The organism is Moorena sp. SIO1G6 (assembly GCF_010672795.1).
In the GTDB taxonomy this organism is placed as follows: Bacteria; Cyanobacteriota; Cyanobacteriia; order Cyanobacteriales; family Coleofasciculaceae; genus Moorena; species Moorena producens.
In genome coordinates this window covers 45,508-57,970 of the sequence record NZ_JAAHFZ010000031.1, presented here as the reverse complement: position 1 = coordinate 57,970, position 12,463 = coordinate 45,508, and the positions used below count along the sequence as shown (strand labels likewise).

Sequence of the window (12,463 nt, the reverse complement as noted above, 5' to 3'; positions counted from 1 at the left end):
GAAGTACGCTTCTTAAGCTCAAAGTCACCCGAGCGAGGGATTGCTCGCTCGGGGGATTTAGGGGGATCCATTTGTACCTGATGGCATAGAGAATTGCTATAGTTGATCTATTGCTTAATTAATTATTTTCCTGTGCTAAAAATTCCGCTCTACGAGATTCGGCAATTTTAATATTCTACATTCGCCCATTCTACTTGGTGGTGCGTTACGGTGCGGCTGTCCCAAAACTGGCTCTAGGGGTTGAACATCAGGGCAAGCCCGCCCCTAACGCACCCTACGCACTACTTCCCTCTCCCAGGGATAATGTTCCGATCACTATTGAAGGCTTTTGTATACTATGATTGGTAGCACTATATAGCAGTACGCATTAAGGTTAAGACATTGGTACAAAGTGAAAAGCTCTTGTAGTTAACTGTTGCCTTTTGCCTTTTGCCTTTTGCCTTGCGCATAGCGCTATACCTAGTGATCTACCTCCTTTAACAGGTGGTGAGGTTTTCCCGGAGCAGTAGAAGTTGCATGAACTTGGGTCTTGGACAAACGATCGGTGGACGCTATAAAATTATTCGTCAACTGGGACAAGGTGGATTTGGTCAGACTTTCGTAGCTGAAGACCAACACTTGCCTGGTGAAAATCAGTGTGTGGTTAAGCAGCTCAAGCCAGTAGCCACGGATCCCTTGACATTGCAGACGGCTAGGCGACTGTTTGAGACGGAAGCCCAAATCCTACACCAGTTGGGAAATCATGAGCAAATTCCCCAGCTTTTTGCGTATTTTGAAGAAAATCAAGAATTCTATCTCGTCCAAGAATTGATTGAAGGGGAAGACCTCAGCCAGGAACTTGTACCGGGACAACAGGTGAATGAAGATCAGATTATTTCCCTGTTGCAGGAAATCCTGGAAGTTTTAGAATTTGTCCATCAACGGCGTATTATTCACCGAGATATTAATCCTCAAAACATCCTTCGGCGTAAATCAGATGGCAAATTAGTACTGATTGACTTCGGTGCGGTTAAACAAGTGAGTACCCAAATCCTAGAAGGGGGCAATACTGGCTTTACGGTTGCTATTGGTACTCCTGGCTATCGACCGAGTGAACAAGCCAATGGTTACCCGAAATTAAGCAGTGATATCTATGCTGTCGGGATGATCGGGATTGTTGGTTTAACGGGTTTACGTCCTCACCAATTGCCCCTTGACCCTAATACAGCGGAAATTAGCTGGCATAACCAGATATCAGTAAGTGCTGAATTAGCCGATACTTTAGATAAAATGCTGTGCTATGATTTCCGAGAGCGTTACCAATCAGCTACCTCAGCATTACAAGCACTGACTACTGTAATTACTAATAAAAATAGCAATAATAACAGCAATACTAACACCACTAAAACTGGCGCTACTTTAATGTTGGGAATTGCGTCATCTATACAACCGCTGCTTCCTAAACCCCGACGATTCAGACTAAAACCGTACCAAGTGTTACTGTACACCGGGGTGATTGGATTGGGGTTTGCAGCAACGGTTTTTATGGTGAATATATTCAGGGAATTTAGTGCGACGGATTGGTATAACCAGGGCGAAACCTTTTTAGAATTGAAGCGCTATGAAAAGGCTCTGGACGCTTATAATCGAGCTGTGGAAATCCGAGGGGAATATGCTCCAGCTTGGCAAGGTCAGGGTAAGACTTTGTTTGCACTAAAGTACTATGAAGAAGCTCTAAACGCTTACGACCAAGCGATTCAAATTGAACCGGATTATAGTGCAGCTTGGAAGGGTAGGGGTAAAACCTTGGAACAGTTGGAGCGTTATGACGGAGCAATTAAAGCGTTTAATAGCGCCCTGGAACTCCAACCCAATGACCTGGATGCTTGGATCAGTCTTGGTAATGTTCAGGTTAAGTCCAAGAATTATTTTGATGCGATCGCATCCTTTGACCAAGCCCTTAAACTCCAACCCGATTCTTACCAAGCTTGGTATCGACGGGGCTGGGCATTACATAATTTGCGCCGATATAAAGCAGCAGTAGAATCCTACGACCGAGCCTTAGACTACAAACCTAATTCCGCTGAAGCCTGGTATCAGCGGGGTAATGACTTGAGCAATTTGCGAAAGTATAAAGATGCAGCCAAGTCTTATCAGCAAGCGGTTCAATTCCAGCCCAACTTCTACCAAGCTTGGTATAGCTGGGGCAATACCTTAAATAAATTAGGGAAATACCAAGAAGCCTTAGGGTCCTTCGAGCAAGCCGTTAAACTCCAGCCTAAGTCCTATCAAGCCTGGTACAGTCGCGGTTGGACACTCCATCAAGTCCAGCGATATGAAGATGCCCTGGAAGCTTACTACAAAGCCATTAAACTACAATCCAAGCCTTACCAAGCTTGGTACAGTCGAGGCAATACCTTCTATAAATTGGAACGCTATAAGGATGCGATCGCATCTTACCAACAAGCAGTTAACTATAAACCTGACTACAGCCAAGCCTGGTATAGCCTAGGCAATGCATTAGTTAAACTCAACGAGTATAAAAAAGCGATCGCTGCTTATGATAAAGCCGTGCGCTACCAGCCAAACTACCGAGACGCTATCAAAGCACGGGATTGGGCAAATAGCGAATTGGAAGCAGAGAATAGGGAACAGGAAATTGGGAATCGGGAATCGGGAACCGGGAATCGGGAATCGGGAATCGGGAATCGGGAATAGTTAAAGTAGGGTTGACGTAAGCATATGCGCGTAGCACTTAAGCTGACAGCTTTAGCAATCCTAAATCAATTGAGAGAATGTTTGTTCCCTGTTCCCTGTTCCCTGTTCCCTGTTCCCTGTTCCCTTTGCTATTACATCTTAAGTAGCTTCGGTAGAGCCAATATTATCTAATTCCCCATCTGATTTAGCCAGATAAATCCCAGATAATACGATTATAAACGTCAAGCCATTTAACCAACTCAATTTTTCCGCAAAAATTAGCCAGGCTAAGACTGCTGCAATCATAGGTTCCAGCAATAGGATGAGAGAGACAAAGCTAGATGAAAATTGTTTGAGACTATAGAATAATGCACCCAATCCAATTATAGAGCCACAAAGTCCTAGGCCAATAACAGCAGACCATGATGAAAAGGAAGCAGGAAATAGTCTATCTTCAAATAGCAATGTTAATGGTAACAACAATAGGCCACCCAAGGTATAAAGCCATAGTAAAATTGTGCTTGTGTCAAATTTAACTCGGAGATGCTCTGTTACCAAAAGTGTCCCCGCGTAGAAAAGGGCAGATAGTAATGCAACGCTGTCCCCTATCAATGTATCTCGATCGATATGAAAATCGTTAAAACCAATTAAGAACGTTCCTGCTAGAGCCAGTATCATGCCGATTAGGAAGCGACGATTAAAGGATTGGCTTAACAGTAACCATCCGCCGACAGCTGCAAAGATAGGAGTGGTGTTGTGGAGCAGATTAGAATTAGCAACACTTGTTTTTGTCAAAGACCAAGCCCAGGTCACTAGGCAAATTGAATCTAAGCTAGCAACAAGAAATAACGAGAAAAAATCCTGGACAGTATAAGCCTTGTTATCAGTAGTAGATAAGCGTCCGCTCTGCTTATCCCAAAGTAGTTTGACAACCTTGCCAAGACCCAACGCTAGGCTGGCAATCCAAAACCGATTAAATATCGTTCCATAAGGACCCATATCATGTTCTGTTATGCGAGTCAGAATTGGTGAAGACGATAGGGCAAAAATGGCAATGGCTAAGGAAGAAGATCCCCAGACTGCAGAATGTTTAGTAGAAATCATCAACTTCCTTAATTAGGGATTATATAGTGGTTGTAAACAGTTGTATTAAACGATTTTAGTAAGCATTCAGCATTCAGCCGTCAGCCGTGAGCTAAAAGCTCACGCTACGCGAACAGCTTTGTGGCACAGGCTTAATGTTTGTGGCACAGGCTTCAACCCTGTGACATCACTCAGGATTATTCGAATGCTGACCTGTTTTATTCAAAAGCACCTCCCGTAGCGCATTAGCTGATAGCTGATAGCTGATAGCTGATAGCTGATAGCTTACCGATTTGAGGTAGAAAATCCTGGATTTTAGGCAACAGGAAATAGCGGATCACCAGAAAAGCGGATCACCGGAACCTACAAAAGGAAATAGGGAATAGCGAACAGAAAAAAAATGATGTGTAGCTCCTAATTAAGAAAAGTTCTATAAAAAGGGTTAACTACATCATCAGTATAAACTATGGCGAGTAGCCATGGTTTATCTAATTTTATAGGAAGAGAAGTATAGCTTAAGACATAGTTTTCTTATTGAAAGGGGACAGGTAGCTTTGGATCAGGAAGCATAAGATATCTTAAGCTTTGCTTCCACTCCTATATCTGTAAAAGTATCATAGGATAAACCCATCTTGTCAATCAACCACGGGTACTTTTCAATAAACCTGGCCTTATGGCGCTCATTGACAATATATTTTATACATATAGTGTTTATTTGATGGTAAAAACATTATAGATAGGAATTAACAAAATTAGATCCGTTTACCCGGCAAAATACCATTTAATATAGAGCCTAATCCAGATTCATTTGCTGACCATAGCATTGCTAGGCACTGCCCACCTTAGGATTAATCACTATTCCCGACTCCCGACTCCCGACTCCCGACTCCCGATTCCCGATGCCCGACTCCCGATGCCCGACTCCCGACTCCCCATTAACTGTTACAGAAACCGCAACACAAACAAACAGCCTTCTGTGGTGGATTAGCTTAGGAATAAGCAATACAGAGGGACAATCAAATGAACAAATTACTCAGACTATTCCTCCTTTCCGGAATGGTCGCTATCTTGGCACAGCTAACAACAGCTTGCCACAATCAGCCATCAGCCCAATTAGAAGATAGCTCTAGTCTACCTGTAGCGAAAGACGTAGAACGTGACCAAAGACAGCGCCAATCAGAACTTATGGAATCAGCCCAGGTCGGGAGGTCGGCGGATAGTGTTAATCAGAATTTCCGTAACAGAGGTTTGACACCCCGAGCCTCAATGCCACTCTCCGGTAGCCCAAATGCAGCCTCTAAACCAGTTCCTAGGAGATCAGTTACTGCGGCCAAACGGATGCCGTTACTGACAGCAGAGCATGCTATCCCAGAAGCCAGCAACAGAGAAAACTATAGTCCCATTGATGAGAATGCCTTTCAGAGAGTAAAGCATAATCCCCTGTCTACCTTTGCGATTGATGTTGATACCGCCTCCTACAGCAATCTTCGTCGTTTCCTTAATAACGGTCAACTCCCCCCTACTGATGCCATCCGTATCGAAGAATTAATTAACTACTTTAACTACGACTATCCCGAACCAGAAAGCGATCGCCCTTTCTCGATTACCACAGAAATTTCCCAAGCTCCTTGGAATCCCACTCATAAATTAGTTCACATTGGTATCCAGGGGGAAAAGATGGCCATTGAAGATTTGCCTCCCAGCAATCTAGTCTTTTTGCTGGATGTCTCCGGTTCCATGAATTCTCCCAATAAGCTTCCCCTGCTCAAAGATGCCTTTCGGATGCTCGTCAATGAATTAAGAGAAGAAGACCAGGTCAGTATTGTCGTCTATGCTGGAGCTGCTGGGGTGGTTTTACCCCCTACTCCAGGCAACGAGAAAGATAAAATCTTAACAGCCATTGAGAATCTCAATGCCGGGGGGTCTACTGCTGGGGGAGCAGGAATTAAACTGGCTTATAAACTCGCCCAGGATAATTTTATTAAATCAGGAAATAACCGAGTTATTCTAGCAACCGACGGAGACTTTAATGTCGGAGTTTCCAGTGATACCGAATTAGTTACACTAATTGAACAGAAGCGAAAAAAGGGAGTTTTCCTGACCGTATTAGGATTTGGTACTGGTAATTTACAAGACTCCAAGATGGAGAAGATTGCTAATAAAGGTAATGGCAATTATGCTTATATTGATAACGAGTTAGAAGCGAAGAAAGTCCTGGTTAACGAAATCGGAGCTACTTTACTCACTATTGCCAAAGATGTTAAGATTCAAGTAGAGTTTAATCCTGCCAAAGTCCAAGCTTATCGTTTGATTGGTTATGAAAATCGGCGACTGAAGGATGAAGACTTTAATGATGATACTAAAGATGCCGGAGAATTAGGAGCAGGTCATACTGTCACCGCACTGTATGAAATTATTCCTGTGGGAGCGAAAACTAATGTCAAATTACCAGATATTGACCCTCTGAAATATCAATCCAATGCTGCTTCAACCACTAATTCCAAAGAATTAATGCAGGTCAAGTTACGTTACAAAGAGCCTGACGGTAACACCTCTCAACTCCTCACCTATCCCTTGGTTGATAAAGCTGTAAAGCTAGAGGATGCTTCCGATAACTTTAAGTTTTCTGCTGCCGTTGCCAGTTTTGGTATGGTCTTAAGAGATTCTCCTTACAAAGGTAAAGCCAGTTTTGACCAAGCATTACAATTAGCAAAGGAATCCGAAGGGGTAGATTTAGAAGGTTATCGAGCTGAGTTTATTGATTTGGTTGAGAGTGCGGAGGAAATAGGGGATAGGTAATTGGGAATCGGGAATCGGGAATCGGGAATCGGGAATCGGGGGAAGAGTTTGGGGAGAGTGCGTAGGGTGCGTTAGGGGCGGACTTGCCCTTATTTTTACGGTAGCCAGGGTTGAGATAGTCCGCCCCGTAACGCACCACCCTGAGCACAAGCAACACTCTGAGCAGACAGCTTGGGATTGGTGATCAGACCAACCGGTCCTGCATCCAACACTATCACTCCCCTCACCAAGTTACACCCTTCATCTCAATTGGGAATAACTGACGCTCAGAAAGTCGATCCTGATCCAATGCATCGATCAAGTACTGACCTGTTTCTTGCTGTTCGTCAATATCCTGATCATCAATCCAGGACTGAAGCAGATTAACCGCTTCAGCTTGCTTTTGTCTTACCAGAATAGAGTTTGCCAAAAGTTGTAATGTTATAGCTTCGAGGGATATCCCTTGCTGCTTGGCTTCCTGCAAGAGATATTGCTCCAATTCTGGTGGCAGGTTAAGGATTAACGTCATCAGTCAAACAATGAATGATAAGATTTAATTTGTTAAGTAATTGGGCTTGATAACAAGAAGATGTTTTGTGATTAAACAATTGATCTTCTTGTTAGAGGATATCTGAAAAGTTTTTTGATACTGAATTTTGCCCCCCTAGCCCCCCAATTCTGGGGGGAACAAGAATCAATTTGCTGGTAGAAGTCCCCCAAAATTGGGGGATTTAGGGGGCTTGGATGTAGCAAATGAGACTTCTCAGACAACCTCTTATCAGTCTTGAATAACGAATCGCACTGGTTGTTATCTCAGTTCAATCCCTACGAAAAATCCGATAAGCTAATCACATCAGCATAAGCAACACCCAAAGCATGCATAAATGCCCCATGTACGTCTTGAGCGATAATAGTCTGATTGCCAAAAACCAGATCTCTAGTAGCACAGGCATCATGAACTACCTTACACTTAAAACCCAAATCAGCAGCAGCGCGAGTGGTAGCATCAATACACATGTGACTCATGGCACCGCAAATAACTAACTGTTCAATCTCAGCTTCTTTGAGTTGATCCAGCAAAGTAGTTTCCCGAAAGCTATTAGGATAATTTTTCGGGATTACAGTTTCACCAGGAAGGGGTTTAACAATCTCATGGATTTCAACTCCTTCAGTACCTCGGATAAAGAAGGGTTCATTAGAATCAGCTTCAAAAAAGTGCTGTATGTGAAAAGTTGGCAACTTGTTTGACCGAAAATGCTCTAATAAATGTTGAGAATTTTGACTAGCTAAATTCATCCCCACTAGTTCCATAGAACCACCAGGAAAGTAGTCATTCTGAATATCTACTAGTATCAGTGCTGTCTTTATTGTTGTTCTGGGCCCCTGTTTTTACTTAACCCTTTTACATTATAACCCACATTCCGCCGGTAGTAGCATAGCACGAAGTAATACAACCCTAGAACAGAATTTATAAATTATTTTTTATCTGGAAATTTTTATTATCCTGTATGATTGGCTAAACCCTTAATTTTTCGTTTCATTGGAATTCTCTGCACCCTGTATTCCATAGCTGACCATTTGGGAACTCTACGGTTAGGACTGTATAAAGCCGTATAGCAGTTCTCAATTAGGTGAAGTACTTTATTCTTGGTGTTTAGGGAGCTACGGAAGTGTGGGAAGTATGGCAGGTGTGGGGAGATGGTAACGCGCTATAGCAATACGGATTTAATCTAGGTTTTTCCATATTAATGAGGTACACAAGATTTTCTCCCTGCTCCCTGCTCCCTGCTCCTTGCTCCCTAAAACCCAGAACGAAAGTACCTCACCTTAAAACCGATGTAAATATTACCATAGGAAATTATCCCAAATGTCGGTTATCGATACAGATCAGGGTCGCAAATTTATTACCACTGAACCGATCACAGAAAGTGAAGAAACAGGAAAACAAAGAGTGTGGGATGCCACTCGCAGTGCATTTTCAGAACGCAATTGTATTGGTTACTGGCGCTATCCTATTTTTTCTAAAGTAGGGGAAATCTCTAAGGAGCCTGATATTTTTATTACTGATCAAGACCTTGGTCTAGTAGTAATTAAAATCCAATCTGTCACTATTGATGAAATTATTACTATTGATGATGATCAGTGGCAACTCCAAAACCCTTACAGCGCTGACCCAAATCCCTACCAACAAGCAGAACATCAGTTAAAAGCAATACTCGCCTTTTGCGATCGCGAACCAGCCCTTTGGCGCAAAGTTACCGGTAGGGCGATGATTGCTCTTCCTTTAATTACTCAAGAACAATGGCAACACCACGGTTTTGACCAACTCCCAGACTGTCCTCCGATTATCTTCCAGGACCAACTCGGTAAAGTTGGCTTCCTAGAGTGTATTCAAGAAACTGAATCAGTGATACCAGGAGAAGACATAGATGATCAGCAGTGGAAGTTACTTTTAGCCGTGATCAGCGGAGCACCAATTTTCCGTAAACCTCCGCGTACCCTAGTCTCTACCGAAGGCAAAACTCGCGCTAGTGTAATAGCTGCTTACACCCAACAACTCTACGAATTAGATTGGCAGCAGGAACACATTGGAAAAGAAATCCCTCCTGGGTTTCAGCGGCTGCGGGGAATTGCGGGGTCAGGAAAAACAGTACTGCTATGCCAAAAAGCCGCTCATATGCACTTGAAGCATCCAGACTGGACGATTGGGTTAGTGTTTTTTAGTCGCACTCTCTACGACTTGATGATTGGGTTAGTGGATCGATGGCTGCGTCGTTTCAGCAATGGTGATATCCAGTATGACCACAAGACTAACCACAAACTGCGAGTACTTCATGCTTGGGGTGCTAAGGATCAGCCTGGTTTGTACAGCAGGATTTGCCAGTTAAATGGCGCTAGACCCAAATCCGCTGGGGATACTCGGGAAAGGCAGCCCAATCGGGGTTTGGCAGAACTTTGTAAACGGCTATCGGAAGAAATCAACATTGAACCCTGCTTTGATGCCATTTTAATTGATGAAGGACAAGACTTAGTTACTGAAGATGACTTAAAATACCAGGGCAAACAAGCCATTTATTGGCTAGCTTATCAAGCCTTACGACCCGTTGACCCAGAACAGCCAGAACAACGGCGCTTAATCTGGGCTTATGACGAAGCTCAAAGCCTAGACACCTTAAAAATTCCTACCACAAAAGAACTGTTTGGTGAAAATCTCAGCCGACTTTTGTCACAAGGACCACAATACCCCGGTGGTATTAAAAAATCTGAAGTTATGCGGCGCTGCTACCGCACTCCTGGCTCAATTCTCACCGCTGCTCATGGGCTCGGAATGGGGTTGCTACGTCCTGAGGGAATGCTAACTGGAATTACCAGAAAGGAAGATTGGGAAAAAATTGGTTATGAAGTCAAAGGTAACTTTATTCCCGGTCAACAAATCACCATCCATCGTCCAAAAGAAAACTCCCCCAATCCAGTTCCTGAATTGTGGAGCGCACCAGTATTAGACTTTGAAACCTATGGCTCTCGTCAGGAAGAAATGAGTGCTTTGGCAGATAAAATTATGCATAATCTGGTTGATGATGACCTTAAAGCCAGTAAAGAAATCTTAGTGCTAGTTTTAGGCTCTAGTTCCGAAGCAATTGAATTAGAAAATCATGTCGCTGTTGTGTTGATGGAGCAAGACATTGATATTTATATTCCCACAGCATTAGAGTTGAATGAACTCAAGCCTCAATGGCCCCACGTTGATCGCGATCGCTTCTGGAAAGATGGTGGGGTAACTATATCTCGTGTGCCCCGTGCTAAGGGTAATGAAGCGGATATGGTTTATGTGGTCGGTGTTGATAATGTTGCCAGAAACGAGAGTGATGTCAGTCTGCGTAACCAGCTATTTGTGGCATTAACTCGGGCGCGGGGCTGGGCAAGTGTCAGTGGAGTGGGTGACTATCCCATGTATAGCGAAATGCACCAGGTCATTGAGAGTGGCGATACCTTCACCTTTACCTACAAGCGACCTCTGAAGCGGGATATTGGTGACCTTGAAGAAGGTTAACCGTCACAACTGTTTAACTTCGGAATAGGGAACAGGAATCCGTAAGCTATCAGCGTGTCGCGTATCAGCGAACAGCGATTAGCGCTACTTGAGGTGCTAAAGGCTTGTGGCCACGCTACACCGAACAGTTTCTGCCCATAGCGTACGCTACTAATGGTGCTTTTGAATAAAATAAGCATGATAGCTGACAGCTGACGGCTGAATGCTTACAGGAATCCTCCCCGATTTGAACATGTTATGTTCAAAAAGACTGCCAAATTTGATAAATTTCCCCAAGAAGCAAAAGCAGCTTTAGCACAGATGGAAGAGTATTATGAATTGGTGCAATAACGGGATTAATCGGGTGAATCTTTTTGTTGTAAATTTATAACTAAAGGAAGTGTGGGGAGATAGGGAGATAGGGAGATGGTGGAGATTTTTATTAAGGGTAATTGTCATAAAATAATATGAGCATTCTATTGCCGAAGAGTGTTTTTGCATGCATTGAGATGCACCCTGAGTAATCGCCCATGTTGCTCAATTATGGCGTAAGGTCGTGATTGCTCCTAAGGTTGATTAGGAATAGTGCTATCTTTGACGCAACTTGGTATCAATAAATCTCCCATGCGAATTTTACAAATCGTCCCGTCGATTTCCCTGGTATATGGTGGTCCGAGTCAAATGGTAAAGGGACTATCTCAGGCTCTGGCATCTCAAGGGGTAGCAATTACAGTACTAACTACTAACTCTAATGGGGATGCTGGTCAACCCCCTTTGGATGTACCCCTGGATCAACCAGTAGAACAGGATGGTTATCAGATCAGATACTTCCGTTGCTCTCCCTTTCGCCGCTATAAATTTTCCCTGGGCTTATTACGCTGGCTATGGCAACACGCCTCAGAATTTGACCTTGCCCATATCCATGCCTTGTTTTCCCCAGTCAGTACAGCAGCGGCTACCATCGCCCGAAAACAGGGATTACCCTACCTATTGCGTCCCTTAGGTACCCTTGACCCAGCGGATTTGCGGAAGAAACAACAGCTAAAGCGCATCTATGCCGCACTGTGGGAGAAACCGAATTTAGCTGGAGCAGCTGGTATACACTTTACGAGTCAACAGGAAGCTAAGATTTCGGAACGTTTTGGCACAGCATCCCCTGATATCGTGATTCCCTTAGGAGTAACGCCGCCAATCCAGCAACAACTCCAGCAACAACTAGCTCAAGCACGTACTGAATTGAAGATTCCCCATGACCAGCCCTTAGTGTTGTTTATGTCTCGTATTGACCCGAAGAAGGGATTGGATTTACTTATCCCAGCTCTAGAGACGCTATTAAACGAGGGATTGCAGTTTCACTTTGTCTTGGCGGGAACTAATCCTCAAGACCCAAGTTATGAAAATAGTATCATAGACCAGATAAAGGCTTCAACTCTATCATCAAATACTACCATTACTGGTTTCGTGACTGGTGATTTGAAAGCAGCATTGTTAAAGGATGCGGATGTATTTGTCCTGCCATCTTACTACGAAAACTTTGGGATTGCGGTAGCGGAAGCGATGGTGGCTGGCACAGCAGTGGTAATTTCTGACCAGGTCCATATTTGGGAAAACGTCAAAGATGCTGAAGCAGGATGGGTAAGTGCTTGTGAGGTTCAGGCTTTGACTAGACAGTTACGGGAAGCCCTTCAAAATAAAGAGGAATGCCAACTGCGGGGAGTCAAGGCTCAGGAGTATGCTTTAAAGCACTATAGTTGGAATGCGATCGCACAACAAATGATTCAGGTTTACCGTCAAATTAGTGATTAGTACCCGCAAGGGTACTGTCAAACCCCCGATAAACCAAGCAAAATAGACCTATCAGCCAATTAGATCAAACAACACAGAGCAATAGACGAA

The 12,463-nt window shown here is 43.6% G+C and carries 9 protein-coding genes; 5 read left to right on the top strand and 4 right to left on the bottom strand.

The window, feature by feature from the left end:
- Positions 1-516: 516 nt before the first annotated feature.
- Positions 517-2,697 (top strand): serine/threonine-protein kinase, encoded by a 2,181-nt coding sequence (locus tag F6K63_RS24390; RefSeq protein ID WP_287313319.1) that lies wholly within the window; start codon positions 517-519, stop codon positions 2,695-2,697.
- Positions 2,698-2,835: 138 nt separating this feature from the next.
- Here the strand turns inward: F6K63_RS24390 and F6K63_RS24385 are convergent, their stop codons facing one another.
- Positions 2,836-3,780, bottom strand: coding sequence for a DMT family transporter (locus F6K63_RS24385; protein ID WP_287313318.1), 945 nt, complete (start codon positions 3,778-3,780; stop codon positions 2,836-2,838).
- Positions 3,781-4,567: 787 nt separating this feature from the next.
- Between F6K63_RS24385 and F6K63_RS24380 the strand changes: the two genes are divergently transcribed.
- Together F6K63_RS24380 and F6K63_RS24375 are read left to right on the top strand one after the other, a co-directional pair.
- The gene (locus F6K63_RS24380) at positions 4,568-4,747 is read left to right on the top strand and encodes a hypothetical protein (protein ID WP_154659911.1); all 180 of its coding nucleotides are present in this window, start codon (positions 4,568-4,570) and stop codon (positions 4,745-4,747) included.
- Between the two features lie 32 nt (positions 4,748-4,779).
- Positions 4,780-6,558 (top strand): vWA domain-containing protein, encoded by a 1,779-nt coding sequence (locus F6K63_RS24375; RefSeq protein ID WP_287313317.1) that lies wholly within the window; start codon positions 4,780-4,782, stop codon positions 6,556-6,558.
- Here the strand turns inward: F6K63_RS24375 and F6K63_RS24370 are convergent.
- The 3 genes from F6K63_RS24370 to F6K63_RS24360 all read right to left on the bottom strand — a co-directional run bounded on the left by F6K63_RS24370 (position 6,515) and on the right by F6K63_RS24360 (position 7,905).
- A complete protein-coding gene (locus tag F6K63_RS24370) occupies positions 6,515-6,706 on the bottom strand; it encodes a hypothetical protein (protein ID WP_165691859.1) in 192 nt (63 codons plus the stop codon). The two genes, F6K63_RS24375 and F6K63_RS24370, sit on opposite strands and share 44 nt — an antisense overlap.
- Before the next feature lie 75 nt (positions 6,707-6,781).
- Positions 6,782-7,066, bottom strand: coding sequence for a hypothetical protein (locus F6K63_RS24365; protein ID WP_008188090.1), 285 nt, complete (start codon positions 7,064-7,066; stop codon positions 6,782-6,784).
- Between the two features lie 296 nt (positions 7,067-7,362).
- Positions 7,363-7,905, bottom strand: coding sequence for a cysteine hydrolase family protein (locus F6K63_RS24360; protein ID WP_502708349.1), 543 nt, complete (start codon positions 7,903-7,905; stop codon positions 7,363-7,365).
- A 499-nt stretch (positions 7,906-8,404) separates the two neighbouring features.
- Between F6K63_RS24360 and F6K63_RS24355 the strand changes: the two genes are divergently transcribed.
- Positions 8,405-10,588: a DEAD/DEAH box helicase gene (locus tag F6K63_RS24355; RefSeq protein WP_287313316.1), complete on the top strand. Its 2,184-nt coding sequence runs from the start codon at positions 8,405-8,407 to the stop codon at positions 10,586-10,588.
- Positions 10,589-11,191: 603 nt separating this feature from the next.
- Complete coding sequence (hpsP, locus tag F6K63_RS24350) at positions 11,192-12,373, top strand: hormogonium polysaccharide biosynthesis glycosyltransferase HpsP (protein ID WP_287313315.1); 1,182 nt, start codon at positions 11,192-11,194, stop codon at positions 12,371-12,373.
- Positions 12,374-12,463: the final 90 nt, after the last annotated feature.